We start from the raw sequence: 13,582 nt of genomic DNA on the forward strand, positions 1-13,582 counted from the left end.
AAATTAAGCCTTCTCAAGATCATTCTTTTTAGAAGAAATCTTTGAGACTGTGGAAGACACCGAGTCCACAATTTTACTCACTTTCTCTTTTCCATTCCCTAATACCTCAGAGGCCGTAGTTAAAGTTTTATCTTTCGCATTTCCTGCAAATGTTTGAAATTCTTCTGATGCATCCGTCATCTTCCTTTGCATTTTCTTTCTGGTCTTTGAACCTTTATCTGGTGCATAAGCTACGCCTACTGCTGCTCCTACTGCCGCTGCTCCTACTATGCCTAATATTGTTTTTACTGCCTTACTCATAATTTTATTGATGTTTTAGTTTATATTGAAAATACTTAAAACTTAATTCCAGCGTCATACCGCTCATTATTTGTTAGAAATTGTAGACTTAGATACTCACCTGTGTACTTACATATACAGTTCCCAGGTCTAAATCCATACCCGAGATTTAATTAAAACTATACCTCTTCTTCAAGCTCGCTCTGTAGCCTTTCTATTTCATTTAAAACTTTATTGGCGGCATCATTTGCAGCTCTTTTAGCTTTCAGTCTATTTATTGAGCCTTTGTCTGGGGCATACATTACGCCCAAAACAAAGCCCGTTATTCCAGCTAATAAATACAAAGTGTTATTTCTCGTGCTCATAATTCTATAGTTTATAATAATATAATAATAAGGCTTAAATCATTATTCCATTGACAGAGGTTACAAAACGGCATTCATATTATAGTATATGGCCAAGGCAATTAGATTGCAACTTCTATTTGATACACGCCCCAAAGCTTTACACTAAATAGTGTTGAATTAAGGTGGGAAACTGTGGAACTTCTTCATCAGTATGATGTTACAAAAAAAACAACGAACCATCATAATATGTTAATTATAAGTAAATTAAATCACACACCAAAATATGTGGTTGTATTTTTTATGAAGTAAAGCATAAACAAAAACAAATGTGAAAATGCAAAATTTAAAATCTTATATAGCCGTAATGTTAGCGTTCGGTATCATGACTACCAGCTGTAATTCATTCAAGAGATTAACAAAATCTCAAAAAGGTGCCGCCGTAGGTGTGCTAGGCGGTGCGGCTGCTGGGGCGGCCATTGGCTCCAAATCTAAAAACCCTGCAGTATATGCTATAGTAGGTTCTGCCATCGGTGGAGTAGCTGGTGCGGTAGTTGGGAAGTACATGGACAAGCAAGCTAAAGAAATTGAAAAAGATTTAGGGAAAGACGCCCAGGTAGAAAGAATAGAAGAAGGAATCAAAATAACCATGGGTTCAGGAATCCTGTTTGGTTTTGACTCCTACCAATTGTCAGAAACCGCTAAAGCTAATCTGACCAAATTATCTAAAACGCTAGACCAATATGAGTCCACGGAAATAATGGTGGCCGGACATACAGACAATGTAGGAACGGATAGTTACAACGAGGTTCTCTCAGAAAAAAGAGCCAGATCGGTAGCGAATTACTTAACTCAGAACGGAGTAAAAAAGAACAGATTTATAGTGATGGGATTTGGCGAAACCAATCCAGAATATGACAACACTACAGAAGCTGGTCAAATGAAAAACAGAAGAGTAGAGCTAGCCATAGTAGCAGACAACAGTCTAAAGAAGCAAGCAAAAAAAGAAGCCAATGACATGGCTATGAATAAATAAAACCAGTTAAACTAAAACGAATAAATATAATGAAAAAGTTAATAGCAGTAGTAATTACGATGGTTGCCTTCACATCTATAAGTATGGCACAAGGGTTTGAAATTGGGGCTAGAGCTGGGGTAAACTTATCACAAGTACGAGGAGATGGAAGTGGAAGTGATGGTGGATTCTGGAACTCTGATGAAACTAGAACTACAGGATTCACGGGTGGTATTTATACCCGATTTGGAAATAAAATTTTCTTACAGCCCGAGTTCATTATATCCCAGAAAGGTGGAACAACTAACGGCGGAATATTAGGTGCAGAAAGAAGTTTCAAGCAGACTTACTTCGATATCCCAATTTTAGCAGGTGTTAGAGTAGCAGACGTCGTAAGAATTCAAGCTGGACCTGTGGCTACTTTCCTGGTCAATAAGGATGATAGTTTCTTTGAAAACCTAGGGATTCAAAACAATGACGACGAATTCAGAAAGGCCATTCTGGGGTACCAATTAGGTATTGGATTTGATATTAACAGAATAAGACTAGACATGAGATATGAAGGAAACGTAAACGATGTTTTCAACATTGATTATGACAACAAGCAAACAGAAAACCAGTTTGCCGGAAAGGGTAACCTATGGTTCTTCACTCTTGGGTACGCCTTTTAAGAAGACAAAAAAGATTTTTTAACACATAAACAATATAATTATGGAAGCTGAAATAGGCATTGATAAAAAACCGAAAACAGAAATCTCGAACGCATTGAATATACTTCTCGCAGACCAGCATATTCTCTACGTAAAACTGAGAAACTATCATTGGAATATTGAAGGCAATTCATTTCTAGAGTTACATAAATTTCTAGAAGGCCTTTACAAAGGATTAGAGCAAGACATTGATGAGACCGCAGAGAGAATCAGAAAAATCGGTAAAAACCCAATGGGTTCTTGCAGTGAGTTCTTAGAATTCACAAACCTTAAAGAAACTAAGCAGCCGTATCACGAGTCAACTAAAATACTAAGTACGCTGCTGGATGATTACGAAGTCATAATTAGATGGACGAGAGACCATGTAGAATTGGCTGGAGATAACCGTGACTATGGCACAGAAGATTTCATGGTAGGCTTAATAAGAAATTATGAAGAAGCCGCCTGGATGCTTAGAGCCTACTTGTCAAAAAAATAATCAGGGACTGGTAAACCCATTTTTAATCATTTAAATATATAATATTATGTTACGTTGGTCAATATCATTTTTAATAATTGCAATAATTGCAGCAGTGTTTGGTTTTGGTGGAATAGCAGCTGGAGCTGCTGGCATAGCCAAAGTACTTTTTGTTATCTTCCTAATTCTATTTGTAATATCATTGATAACAGGTGGATTTGGAGGAAGGAAACGAGACCTCTTAGATTAGAGTTTTACTGATTAAATTTTACTAAAAATGGCGGATAATATCCGTCATTTTTTTGTTGTAAAACTCGACAAATAATGTGGAAATATCGCCCCATCAATACACATAAAACCCTAATAATCAATACGGAATAAGGTTTTAACTTTCATAAACAAGAACCAAAGAATTACAATTATGAAAGCTTATATATACCTCTCTACAATTATTTTTTCTATGGCATTTATGAGTTGTGAAGACAACGGAGCCATCAACCCCGAAACCTTACAACGAAGCAATACTTCCAAAAAAGTCACTCCAGAAAAAGTAAACCCATTAGCCGATAAACTTACTGCGGCCGTGCCTACTGGATACAATGTTTCTAAGAACCAATCTTATGGAAGTGTATCCACTCAAGTTTATGATCTTTATACACCTATTCTGAGTGCTGCCGATAACGGCAAAAAATCAGTATCTCTTGTGATGGTTCATGGCGGGGGATGGAGCCTTTTAGATAAGTCTTTCTTAGACGATGTGGTGGAGCTTTTTAAAAAGCAAAACTTGAACTTGACCATATTTAATATCAATCACAGATTACCTCTTTCTGATAATGTTAATTTTCCAAGTATCATGGAAGACTTTGATCTGTTTTTTGCTCACCAGCAGTCTCTTAAAACCTCATTAAATCTAAGCGATGATGTGATACTTTGGGGCTATAGTTCTGGAGGACACCTAGCTCTTACATATAGCTATAAATATCCAAAACCATACATTAAGGCAATTGCGGCGGTAGTGGCACCTACAGACCTTACCAAAGAGAGCATTCACAAAGGAATCATATTTGAAAATGATAAAAACCTGACCGAGATCTTAATGGGAACCACTTATCAGAATAACCCTAAAGCTTATGAAAGTGCCAGTCCAATTTTTCAAGTTAGCAGTCAATCTGCCAATACAGTACTTTTTTACGGAGGGAAAGACAACCTGGTGGATGACGAAGAACAAGGAAGACGTCTATACAACAAGCTTATAGAGTATAATGTAAAAGCAAATTTCCACATTTTGCCAGATGCTACGCACGAAATGAAAGGACAAATGGGCGGTATTGTGAATACCACAGTGGCATTTGTAAAACAGTTTTAAATGATAAGTATCCCATGGGCGATTTCCACAAAAAAGCACCCCAATAGCAGGAAAGTGTGTCAAAATATCCACAGTTCTCTGGCCAAAAACGTAAGGTTCTATTATTTAAAGCATATTATTAAAGTAACACGAATTATGAAAAAGCAAATCAAAATAACCGCAATCGCTCTCCTTTCAACCTTGGCACTGTCTTGTAATATGAAAACAAGCGACAAAGCTGAACTAGAGAAACTAAAAGCGGTAGAAGCAGCAGCTGCAGAACCCCAAACAGTCATCGTCGAAAAAGAGGTTTATGTTGATCAGCCTGCTACTGTGAATGAGAAAAAGAAAATGTCTGGTGCATTAAAAGGAGCCTTAATTGGAGCTGGAGCAGGAGCAGCAACTGGTGCGGTAGTATCTAAAAAACCAGGAAAGGGTGCTATTATAGGTGGCGTAATAGGTGCCGCAGGTGGTGCCGTAGCCGGAGACGTTATAGAGAACAATAAAGCTAAGAAGGAATAATCTACATTCGCATTTACACTTTTAAGAAAGAAGGATTGATTTCCTTCTTTTTTTTGTCATTTTGGTCGTCTAATTAACTTTATTGACCGTAACAGTTCAGAATTTGCACTTACCTTTAATTCCGTTTTTTTTCCTAAACCATTGAGAACAACCCGCCCTTCATAAACCTCATCCAAATATTTCAAGTTAATTACTGCCGATCTAGAAATTTTAGCAAACTTAGATTCAGTAAAAAATTGAGATAAATACCCCAAATTAACCGAAAATTTTTCTGGCTTCTCGCAAGCCTTAAGGTAAATGAGCGTATAGGATTGAATTGCATGTATATAAACCACATCATCTTTATCTATTTTTTTTATTCCGCCCTGAATTGGCAAAAAAATGAATGGATTAAAGTGTAATTCATTTGTGGCACTTTCATGCTTATTTTCATAAGCCAATCTTAACTGCAAATCTAGCTCTCTGACTTTAAATGGTTTTATTAAATAAGCCGCTGGGTTGGTTTCTTTGGCTAAAAAAAAGTTAATATCATCATCATGAGAAGTTAAAAAGATAAAGGGGATTTTCTGATTTTCATTAATATAATATGCAAAATCAATTCCCGTTTTCTTTTCTCCCAATTCAATATCTATAAGTGCAATATCAAAAGTTTCATAATCAATCGCAGTTATAGCCTCTCCTACGTTCCTACAGACTCTAGGTGGCAAATGTCCAGCTTTGGTTAGCGTGGTTTTTAAATCCCTTCCGGTCAATACACTATCTTCCAAAATCAGAATTCTTAAAGCCTTCATTATAATAAATTTTTCATCGAAAAGTTAAAGCATATTTTATTAGAACTTTCAAACTTCACAGTACCATTTAATTGTTGAACTAGCATAAGAATCATTTCATACCCAAAACCCCTGCTCTCTTCAGAACCTAATACATCTGATGAAACACCAGAGCCATTATCTGTGTAGTTTACTTCAAAGTTGCCATTCCAAGTTTTGGAATCGATTTGTATTGTTTCCCCAAAGGCATATTTACAAGAATTCATGACCAACTCCGTAAGAATAAGTCCAAAGCTTAACGACGCCTCCTGGGAAAGATAAATATCATTCAAATCTATTATTACTTCTGTTTCATCAGCATTACAACCATTAAGTACGTTACTTATAATTTCATCTACAAAACTAGCCAAATTGATTTGTGTGGGTTGATTGTTGCTATAAAGCGTACGCTGTAAAATTGCCATACCCTCAATGCGTAATTGAATTCCTTCAATTTCAGATATGCTTCTGCTATCACTTAATACATCTTTCTGGACATTAAGCATACTAGAAATAAACTGGAGATTGTTTTTTACACGATGATTCTGTTCCACAACTAATAAGACATTTTTCTTGCTTATTTTTTGATTTGCCTTAAGTAATTTAAATAAATAAAATGCTCCTGATATTACAAAAACTATTGTGAGCAGGCTGCCAAACAGAAGACTTTTCTGTAGTTTCAAGTTCGATTCTTTAATTACCAATTCATCTTGCTGACTCCTCAGCTGCTCTTCCTTTTTTTTAGTTTCAAACTCTATTTGCAATTTACTTATTGCGGCATTTCGGTCAGCCGTTAGATTATCAATTTCAAGTTTTTTCAAGTTTTCAAGGAACATAAATCCTTTTTCCAAGTCACCAGTCGCCTTATAAAATTTTATCTTAGTCCCATAGTAGTGATAGGTTAAATTATGGTTCTCTTTAAATCTTCTGAAATAAATCTCCTCTGCTTCTGTAATTAACTCTTCTGCTTTTACAAAATCAAGACCTTTAGTTTCAATTCCGGCACTTGTGAAAAGCGATATGGCAAGTAAATATTCTGTATCAGCTGAATACTTAGGATTCCTAAAATAGTTTATAGCTCTTGATATATAAAGCCTTGATTCTTCTATATTATCACTTTTCTCAAACCCCTCCGCCCCTATCAATAAATCATGAGCATCGGCATAATCTAGCTCTTTTTTTTTAGCCGTCTTTCGATTATATACTTTAGGGTCTTCAAACAGGTTTCTAAACTGCCTATAACCCTTCTCTGATTTAGACTCCAATATTGCCTGCCGAGCTCTATCAAAATATGCCATACCCTCTTCATTCAAATTTAGACTAAATGAAATCCCTCCCAATCTTACGTATAGACGCCCCAACTCATATGAAGGGCCATTCTTTTCAACTAAACTCAAAGCCTTATGATACCATTTGGCCGCCTCTATTATATCAGTTGGCTCTATTTTCTTTCCATTTTGATAATAAGTTTCGGCCAGTCTTAGTGAATCCTTTTTATCATTTAATTGTAGGGGATAGTCATTTTTCAATACGTCGTCTTTTGGCTCTTGAGCATAGGTAAAACTTACTGATACGGTTATCAGTAAACTCAAAACATTTAAACCAAAAACTGGACTAAGATTAATCAATGGCATGGGGCATAATTAAGCCTTCAAAAATACTTACAAATCACCGATTTTATTAAAGAATAATAATCGTTGACCAGATCGAACCATTTGTTAATCATAACATACCATTCGTTAACCCGACATTGCGGATTGAAAAGTATTTAATGAGGTTTGACCAAGAATAGTTGCTCTCATTACAATTCCATTTTAACCATTCAACAAGCCGTCAAAAAACACACTTAATAAATGAAACAAAAAAACAACTTTAGCCTTCTCGCTTGTGCAATTTTATTGCTTACTTCTACCACAACTTTTGCTCAAGCGGTTATTCGGATTACCGCAGGTATGAATCTTCAAACAGAAATAGATAATTCTGTAGCTGGGACTACCTTTTTAGTGGAATCTGGGAGCTATGGTTCAGTAACTATTAATAAACGCGTTGCTTTAATAGGTACGGGTTATTTTTTGGCCTCAAATTCAGGTTCTGGATTAAATAGAGTGAGATTTATTCCAGGATCGGAAAATTCAATTATAACTGGATTTGAGATTGGCGAAAATGTTGAAGTGGGAGCTAGTGGAATATCAATTTTACGATGCCATATAGGTGGTAGTGCAATTATTGGCTCTGTCTCAGGTTCTGGTTATTTTGACGTAGGAGGTACAACAATTAAACAAAATTATATAAATAACAAAGTTCAGCTCATTTACAGTATATACGGAACCGTTTTCGCTTTCAATACTTTGATCCAGAATAACATCATTCTCGGCTTTATTGATTATGATAGAAATGGTAATTCTGGTTGGGCAACTAACAATACAATTCTTTGCTATAATGGATGTAATCAAGAATATTCAAGTAGTTGGTCCATGTCTTTTACAAATAATATTGTAGCATCTACCTGTAACCTTAGCACTTACCCAAATGGTAGGTTCTCAACAAACAGCACATTTTCAAATAATTTAATTCAAACAACACAATTTGCAACCAATGATGCTTCTAACATTAAAGTAGCAAACTTCAATAATGTATTCGTAGGCTATCCAAATAATAATGGGTCTACAATAGATGGAAGATATCAACTTCTAAGCACTTCGCTGGCAAAAAATATAGGGATTGGTAATACAGATGCTGGTGCCTTTGGCGGTAGCGAGCCCTATGTTTTACAAGGTATACCGATTGGACCCCATGTAATATCAGTTACGGCACCTACTGGAGCTGCGGCTGGGCAAACAATCTCGGTACAAATTCAGGCTAAGACTCAAAACTAAAACTATGGCCATGAAAACTTTAGTTTTATTCATAGCTCTTTTAGGGGCAGTTTTGAATATTTCAAACGCACAAAACATTGTGCAAATGGAGTACTTTTTTACCAATGACCCTGGTTATGGTTTAGCAACTCAAATAACTGGATTTTCACAAAGTACAAATGTAACTTTGAGTACAAATCTCCTTGCACCAGTTAGTATTAACCCCGGATTTCATACCCTTAGTATTAGAGCTAAAACAGGAACTGGAGGCAGTGCCCAAGCGAATAGATGGTCGGTTTGTAACTCAACTCCCATGATTATTTTCAATCCTTCTGCTGGAACGAGTAATGCGGCTGGTATTAATAAGCTTGAGTACTATTTTGGAGTAGATCCCGGTTTGGGGAATGGAACAATCGTAACGGTAAATCCAGATATCAACGGGAATATGCTACTTAATCTCACTATTCCTTCATCACTTACTCCTGGCTTTTACATGTTGGCTTATAGAGTAAGAACAAAACAAGGGCAGTGGTCGGTAAGTACCTCAGTTCCTTTTATTGTGTGGTCTAGTACTGTAAACCCCAATAATAATTTGATTTCTGCAATTGAGTATTTCATTGATTTTGACCCAGGTAATGGTTTTGGAGTTAACGTACCTTTTAGCCCTAACCCTTCAAGTTTAGTTCAGATTAGCCCCCAGATAGACTTAACAAGCTTATCACTTGGCGATCATATTTTATATGTAAGAGCCAAGGATGTAAATAATCAATGGTCATCTCCAAAATCAACCAGTTTTAATATTAGTTGTGATAATGGAGTAAAACTATTCACTGCTCAGTCTGGGAATTGGACTAATAATGGAACATGGGCTTGTGGAAGAGTGCCTACAATTACCGATGATGTATATATTAAATCACCTCATAAAATAACTCTCAATCCCTCAGAAACCGGATTTGCAAACGATATAAATAATGATTTAGGGGCTGTGCTAGATGTTAAAAGTGGGAGTGTTTTGAATGTTAAATAGAAGAATATGAAATCTATCAAAGTCTCAGGCTCGGAAATGTCTCCCAATGAAATAGTTTATTTAAAAGCCGACATTAACTATACCCAATTTTTCCTTCTCAGCGGTAAAATAGTCCACTCTAGTACTACTTTGAAATCTTTCGAGGAAAAATTAAAGCCTTTTGGCTTTAAACGTATTCACCGCAGCACACTAGTTAACTGGGATTATGTTAAGATAGTGACTAACGAAGGAGTTCAATTAAAAAGTAGCAAAAAGCTACTTGGCTCTCGAAGGAAAATGAAATTGATAAACATTTAGAAGAAGTCTATTTGAATTATTTTTTTGTGCCCGGTAAAACCTTAATCAGCTTTATTTCGCTAGTAAAATAAATATTTCGCAAAAAAAAAGGAGGTTTTCGAAATAACCAAACAGGCAAAATAGAAATAAGGAATTTTTCCTTATTTCAGGATGACACATTTTTTGGCTTGAATATTAAGTAAACCAAATTCATTTATATCATAGAAAAATGAAGACAAATATTTTTATTTTAGTTCTTATAGTATCAATAGCCACTTCTACATATTCCCAAGTTTGGAAACTTGGGAATAAAATTCTAGAGAATCCAAGAACTCAAAATATCTATTTTGGAGAAGTGACAGTTCATCAAGGGAATTTATTAGTAACAGGAAACCAAGTAACCCAGAAGGTTTCTATATATCAACTAAATAATGATAATAGCTATACTCTTAAACAAGAAATTACAAATGGTAACGAGAATTCATTTGGCAAAGCTTTGGCAATAAATGGCAGCAAAATATTTATTGCTGCTGAGAGTAAAATTTATATTTATAACTCTACCAATAATGTCTTCTGGAGTTTGTTTCAAGAGATAATATTGCCTGAAGACTTTATACATTTCAGGTCTACGGTAAATATGCTTGAATCCACAGGGTCAATGCTTATTTTCAACGAAAACTTACAATACACAGGAGTCTCAGATTTAAACAAACTTAATGCTTATGTAATCGACAATACAGGCTATTATGTATTTAACCAATCAATTTTAAAACCTAACACGTTTACAAATGAGAATGAATTCGGAACGGTTTTCGACTTAGATGGAGACAACCTTTTTGTAACAGACCCATCAGATAGCTATGATGAAATTGATCAAAACTATATAAATTCAAGCGGAGCAGTCTTCCTTTTTAAATTAAATGCTGGCGTTTTTTCCTTTATGAAAAAGATTGTGGCTCCAAATAGATTTGAAAATTTAAGATTTGGAGAAAAATTATCAGCTCAAAATTCGTCATTACTGGTCAAAACAGCACTTCGCCAAGTTGAAGGATTTACAAATAATGATGGTGATTTTTTATATTTTGAAAAAGATCCCTCTATCAATTGGATATTTAAAGAGAAAATAAGTGAACTGCCAAATGAAGTTAATGGCATACCTAATATAAATGACACGGGCTTAAATTATAAATATGAAAATGGTTTATTATTCGATAACTATATCGCTATTCAATCGGTATCTAATTCCTTTGCTCAATTAATGCTAATTAAAAGGAGTCCGCAACTCTCTATGGAAGAATCCTTGAGGACAAAATCATCAAGTATTTCTTATTCAAACAATAAACTAGTTCTAGGGAATTCATTTGACAGTTATGACCAAAATGAAGGAAATCCTTTGAATAGATCGGGATCAATTAGTATCTATGAAAGAACGGAACCACAATACTTAAAAGATTCATTAAAACAACTTCTCAATTTTTCGGAAATTTTGTACGACTATAATTTTGGAAACAAAAAAACAATTGTTGCATCAAATGGTTCATCTACTGTTTTAATTTCAAACAATAGCTTGGCGGGCTTCGGAGAAAGAGGCGTTCCTTTTATGGGAAGGCAAACAGGTTCTTTGTACAAATATAACTATCAAGACAATCTCGTCTCTAATATTAATTTCCCCAAAGGGTTCATTTTAGATGGGAAGAATTTATTCAGCGATGGGAATGGAGGTTGGATTGCCCGTTTTAATGGAACACCCATAGATTGTGATACTGCTACTTATAACAATACAAGTGAATATTATCATATTCTAAATGATGGGACTATTGATAGAACTTTCGATTTAGAAAGTTTAAGCTTTAATGGCTCATTTTTTTCATCATTTTATGCACTAAATATAGTGGACTCCATATTATATTTTAATGCCAATGGTGAAAATTTTGAAAATACAGTTGTTGCACTTAACTTATATAATTTTCAAATTCAGAATGTGTATACTGGATTTTACTCCCAACCCACATTTATTTATAAGCATCAACAAAAACTATATTTTCTAAATGCTACATTATCTTCAAGTACTCCTAGCAATAATCCAGGAATAGTAATTATAGATTTAATAAATAATACTGCTCAATCATTAAATCTAGTGAAAACTATTAGCGATGAATTCCCTTCTTTTGTTTCAGAAAGCTATAATTTTCTTGATTTCCATATCGTAGGCAACGATTGTATTTTTATTGTCAATTATGTTATTCAAAATAGCAATTATGTATACAAAACAGGCAAATGGATATGCTCAGTACCCAATATTAATAATGCAACTGCAAATTGGAAAAAGATAAATTTTCAGAATAACTCTACAGATAGACTTCTCTACGATGATTATTATCTGTACAAAATGAATAATCAAGGACGAAGATCAGCAGTGCATATTAAAAATGGAAATTTTTTATATCAGGATTCACCTTCAAAAATGGTCGGCCAATTTTCTGATAATTCGATTCATCAGAATAAGCTAATATTTACTTATGGAGACTCAACTTTAGTTTATGACATATCGGAAGATGAAATCATTCAACGAAAAAAGAATATCCTTTCGCAAGAATTAAAAATGATTGGAAATGACCTCTTACTTAGAGGACCAAGTATTTACGATTATTCCGAAAATGAATCCGACTTTGTAAACATTAATTCTAACACCAAAGAGATTAAGTCAGCCTTCAACATATCAATAAATTTTGATTCGTATTATCCAGCAAAGGTATTTTTTAAAAATGATTCAATACAATGGATTTATGGTGGTTATTCAAAAAATGGAAGCTTTTATAATGCGATAATAGTTAATTCTTACAGCCAAACACTAATAGATTACTTTAATATAGGTACAGGTAATTTATTTGACTTAAACGAGATTGAGTTTTTCAATGACCGTTTTATTTATAAACAAATTATGAATGTAAATGGCATTTCCGAACAACACGTAATTGTTGAAGGGAGAAATGGTATTCTACAAGATTTTTATTCAAATACTAGCACCTTATACTTCAAAGTGAATGACAAGTATTTGTTTTTAAGTTCAGGGAATCAGTCATTGTTTCAAAGTAGCACGGCACTTCCAAATGCCTTTTTTCGCATTTTCAATCTAGACAATAATCAATTCATTCCTTTAAAAATTGATGTATTTAATAATAGTGAAGACCATATTGCCTTCAGTAGCAACTTAAAACTTCAAGTAACAGCGACTGATTCACTTTTGTATTATTTGAGATTCCCTGATCATAATTTTAAGGAAAAGAATCTCAAAGTACAAAATGGCTTGGACAAGCGTATTTATGAGACGCATTATGGGTATTACTTAGACTTCTATCCTTTAGGTGATAAAATATACTACTTTGAAAGTTTAAGTACTGGCTATAATTCTTACACGGTAAGGGTAGTCATTTACAATACAGTACTCGACGAATTGGTAGTCGAAGAGTTCGCATCTTCGTATTTGCCTTTTTTTGGCCAATCGAATAAAAGGAATTCAAATTATTGCATTACGAACAAGGAACTAATTGTTTCCGTAGAAAATGGAAAATACCTTTTGAAATATCCTTTTCAATATAATTCTGGAAATAATTTAGTTCAAAGTATTAATTCAGGGAATTGGCATTCACCCTCAACATGGGACTGTAACTGCGTACCCAACGCTACCAAAAATGTAACAATAAATAGTGGACATAGAATTGATAATATTATTGATGCGAGTTTTAAAAGTATCACCATAAAGAAGGGTGCGGTGGCTGAAATACTTCCAACTTCGAAATCATTTTTGAAATAGACTTATCAATATTGTAATGATAATTCAAATTAGTTCCAAACATAAGAAATTCGAAGATACCCAATTCAGACTTTTGAAAAAAAAAACAAAGTTTGGGATATTGTAAAGTAAAATTTAAAAATCTCTTCT

The 13,582-nt window shown here is 34.3% G+C and carries 14 protein-coding genes; 10 read left to right on the forward strand and 4 right to left on the reverse strand.

All coding sequences use genetic code 11. The annotated features are described in order from the left end of the window. Nucleotides 1–3: 3 nt before the first annotated feature. Together ACSBFT_RS12250 and ACSBFT_RS12255 are read right to left on the reverse strand one after the other, a co-directional pair. The gene (locus ACSBFT_RS12250; RefSeq protein WP_489600835.1) at nucleotides 4–300 is read right to left on the reverse strand and encodes a YtxH domain-containing protein; all 297 of its coding nucleotides are present in this window, start codon (nucleotides 298–300) and stop codon (nucleotides 4–6) included. A gap of 158 nt (nucleotides 301–458) precedes the next feature. Then, nucleotides 459–644 (reverse strand): hypothetical protein, encoded by a 186-nt coding sequence (locus ACSBFT_RS12255; RefSeq protein WP_489600836.1) that lies wholly within the window; start codon nucleotides 642–644, stop codon nucleotides 459–461. 316 nt (nucleotides 645–960) lie between these two features. Between ACSBFT_RS12255 and ACSBFT_RS12260 the strand changes: the two genes are divergently transcribed. The 6 genes from ACSBFT_RS12260 to ACSBFT_RS12285 all read left to right on the forward strand — a co-directional run bounded on the left by ACSBFT_RS12260 (nucleotide 961) and on the right by ACSBFT_RS12285 (nucleotide 4,672). Next, complete coding sequence (locus tag ACSBFT_RS12260; protein WP_489600837.1) at nucleotides 961–1,659, forward strand: YiaD family glycine zipper/OmpA-like lipoprotein; 699 nt, start codon at nucleotides 961–963, stop codon at nucleotides 1,657–1,659. Nucleotides 1,660–1,688: 29 nt separating this feature from the next. Next, nucleotides 1,689–2,309 (forward strand): porin family protein, encoded by a 621-nt coding sequence (locus ACSBFT_RS12265; protein ID WP_489600838.1) that lies wholly within the window; start codon nucleotides 1,689–1,691, stop codon nucleotides 2,307–2,309. Nucleotides 2,310–2,349: 40 nt separating this feature from the next. Further along, entirely contained in the window at nucleotides 2,350–2,826 is a 477-nt protein-coding gene (locus ACSBFT_RS12270; RefSeq protein ID WP_489600839.1) for a Dps family protein, read from the forward strand. Between the two features lie 46 nt (nucleotides 2,827–2,872). Then, entirely contained in the window at nucleotides 2,873–3,055 is a 183-nt protein-coding gene (locus tag ACSBFT_RS12275) for a DUF1328 domain-containing protein (RefSeq protein WP_489600840.1), read from the forward strand. A 171-nt stretch (nucleotides 3,056–3,226) separates the two neighbouring features. Then, nucleotides 3,227–4,171 (forward strand): prolyl oligopeptidase family serine peptidase, encoded by a 945-nt coding sequence (locus ACSBFT_RS12280; RefSeq protein WP_489600841.1) that lies wholly within the window; start codon nucleotides 3,227–3,229, stop codon nucleotides 4,169–4,171. Between the two features lie 135 nt (nucleotides 4,172–4,306). Beyond that, complete coding sequence (locus ACSBFT_RS12285; RefSeq protein WP_489600842.1) at nucleotides 4,307–4,672, forward strand: YMGG-like glycine zipper-containing protein; 366 nt, start codon at nucleotides 4,307–4,309, stop codon at nucleotides 4,670–4,672. A 56-nt stretch (nucleotides 4,673–4,728) separates the two neighbouring features. On the opposite strand, the gene ACSBFT_RS12290 is transcribed toward ACSBFT_RS12285, so the two are convergent. Together ACSBFT_RS12290 and ACSBFT_RS12295 are read right to left on the reverse strand one after the other, a co-directional pair. Then, entirely contained in the window at nucleotides 4,729–5,463 is a 735-nt protein-coding gene (locus ACSBFT_RS12290) for a response regulator transcription factor (RefSeq protein ID WP_489600843.1), read from the reverse strand. Next, entirely contained in the window at nucleotides 5,463–7,115 is a 1,653-nt protein-coding gene (locus ACSBFT_RS12295; protein WP_489600844.1) for a sensor histidine kinase, read from the reverse strand. The genes ACSBFT_RS12290 and ACSBFT_RS12295 overlap by 1 nt, the downstream gene beginning before the upstream one ends. 219 nt (nucleotides 7,116–7,334) lie before the next feature. Here ACSBFT_RS12295 and ACSBFT_RS12300 point away from each other — a divergent pair, with 219 nt between their 5' ends. The 4 genes from ACSBFT_RS12300 to ACSBFT_RS12315 all read left to right on the forward strand — a co-directional run bounded on the left by ACSBFT_RS12300 (nucleotide 7,335) and on the right by ACSBFT_RS12315 (nucleotide 13,453). Beyond that, nucleotides 7,335–8,357, forward strand: a complete 1,023-nt coding sequence (locus ACSBFT_RS12300; RefSeq protein ID WP_489600845.1) for a right-handed parallel beta-helix repeat-containing protein — start codon at nucleotides 7,335–7,337, stop codon at nucleotides 8,355–8,357. A 10-nt stretch (nucleotides 8,358–8,367) separates the two neighbouring features. Further along, nucleotides 8,368–9,363 (forward strand): hypothetical protein, encoded by a 996-nt coding sequence (locus tag ACSBFT_RS12305; RefSeq protein ID WP_489600846.1) that lies wholly within the window; start codon nucleotides 8,368–8,370, stop codon nucleotides 9,361–9,363. 6 nt (nucleotides 9,364–9,369) lie between these two features. Further along, nucleotides 9,370–9,660, forward strand: a complete 291-nt coding sequence (locus tag ACSBFT_RS12310) for a LytR/AlgR family response regulator transcription factor (RefSeq protein WP_489600847.1) — start codon at nucleotides 9,370–9,372, stop codon at nucleotides 9,658–9,660. Nucleotides 9,661–9,868: 208 nt separating this feature from the next. Then, nucleotides 9,869–13,453: a hypothetical protein gene (locus tag ACSBFT_RS12315; RefSeq protein WP_489600848.1), complete on the forward strand. Its 3,585-nt coding sequence runs from the start codon at nucleotides 9,869–9,871 to the stop codon at nucleotides 13,451–13,453. The last annotated feature ends 129 nt before the right edge of the window (nucleotides 13,454–13,582 follow it).

Source organism: Arcticibacterium sp. SM2516, from assembly GCF_057914865.1.

What these genes read in the sequence shown, in the direction of transcription:
- ACSBFT_RS12250 (WP_489600835.1), bottom strand. Translation starts at nt 300, where the DNA reads ATGAGTAAGGCAGTAAAAACAATATTAGGCATAGTAGGAGCAGCGGCA.
- ACSBFT_RS12255 (WP_489600836.1), bottom strand. Translation starts at nt 644, where the DNA reads ATGAGCACGAGAAATAACACTTTGTATTTATTAGCTGGAATAACGGGC.
- ACSBFT_RS12260 (WP_489600837.1), top strand. Translation starts at nt 961, where the DNA reads ATGCAAAATTTAAAATCTTATATAGCCGTAATGTTAGCGTTCGGTATC.
- ACSBFT_RS12265 (WP_489600838.1), top strand. Translation starts at nt 1,689, where the DNA reads ATGAAAAAGTTAATAGCAGTAGTAATTACGATGGTTGCCTTCACATCT.
- ACSBFT_RS12270 (WP_489600839.1), top strand. Translation starts at nt 2,350, where the DNA reads ATGGAAGCTGAAATAGGCATTGATAAAAAACCGAAAACAGAAATCTCG.
- ACSBFT_RS12275 (WP_489600840.1), top strand. Translation starts at nt 2,873, where the DNA reads ATGTTACGTTGGTCAATATCATTTTTAATAATTGCAATAATTGCAGCA.
- ACSBFT_RS12280 (WP_489600841.1), top strand. Translation starts at nt 3,227, where the DNA reads ATGAAAGCTTATATATACCTCTCTACAATTATTTTTTCTATGGCATTT.
- ACSBFT_RS12285 (WP_489600842.1), top strand. Translation starts at nt 4,307, where the DNA reads ATGAAAAAGCAAATCAAAATAACCGCAATCGCTCTCCTTTCAACCTTG.
- ACSBFT_RS12290 (WP_489600843.1), bottom strand. Translation starts at nt 5,463, where the DNA reads ATGAAGGCTTTAAGAATTCTGATTTTGGAAGATAGTGTATTGACCGGA.
- ACSBFT_RS12295 (WP_489600844.1), bottom strand. Translation starts at nt 7,115, where the DNA reads ATGCCATTGATTAATCTTAGTCCAGTTTTTGGTTTAAATGTTTTGAGT.
- ACSBFT_RS12300 (WP_489600845.1), top strand. Translation starts at nt 7,335, where the DNA reads ATGAAACAAAAAAACAACTTTAGCCTTCTCGCTTGTGCAATTTTATTG.
- ACSBFT_RS12305 (WP_489600846.1), top strand. Translation starts at nt 8,368, where the DNA reads ATGAAAACTTTAGTTTTATTCATAGCTCTTTTAGGGGCAGTTTTGAAT.
- ACSBFT_RS12310 (WP_489600847.1), top strand. Translation starts at nt 9,370, where the DNA reads ATGAAATCTATCAAAGTCTCAGGCTCGGAAATGTCTCCCAATGAAATA.
- ACSBFT_RS12315 (WP_489600848.1), top strand. Translation starts at nt 9,869, where the DNA reads ATGAAGACAAATATTTTTATTTTAGTTCTTATAGTATCAATAGCCACT.